This window comes from Neobacillus niacini, assembly GCF_000759675.1.
In the GTDB taxonomy this organism is placed as follows: Bacteria; Bacillota; Bacilli; order Bacillales; family Cytobacillaceae; genus Neobacillus; species Neobacillus niacini_A.
The window spans coordinates 1-278 of sequence record NZ_BAWM01000118.1; the positions used below are offsets into that span (position 1 = coordinate 1).

General features: G+C 37.4%; 1 protein-coding gene. It reads left to right on the forward strand.

The window, feature by feature from the left end:
- Window positions 1–278 (forward strand): IS110 family transposase (locus TR08_RS24920; RefSeq protein ID WP_045522855.1); only part of this gene is annotated, 278 nt, incomplete at both ends.

Here is a 278-nt window from a genome sequence, read left to right on the forward strand (position 1 = left end):
CCAAAACATTGAGGTAGTAACAGTCAATCCCCACTTAGTGAAAAGGAATAAAGAGAATCGTGACAATACTCAATCGAAGAGTGATAAAAAAGATGCCCTCGTTATAGCGGATATGGTGAAAAACGGTTATTATTCCTTTGTTCGTCCAACAACAGAATCATTTGAGAAACTTAGAGTTCTAATTTCTAACCGTGATGTGATTGTAAAACGTTTCGTGATGGCTATTAATCAAGTAAATCGATGGGTGGATGTAGTCTTTCCAGAGCTCAGACAAGTGT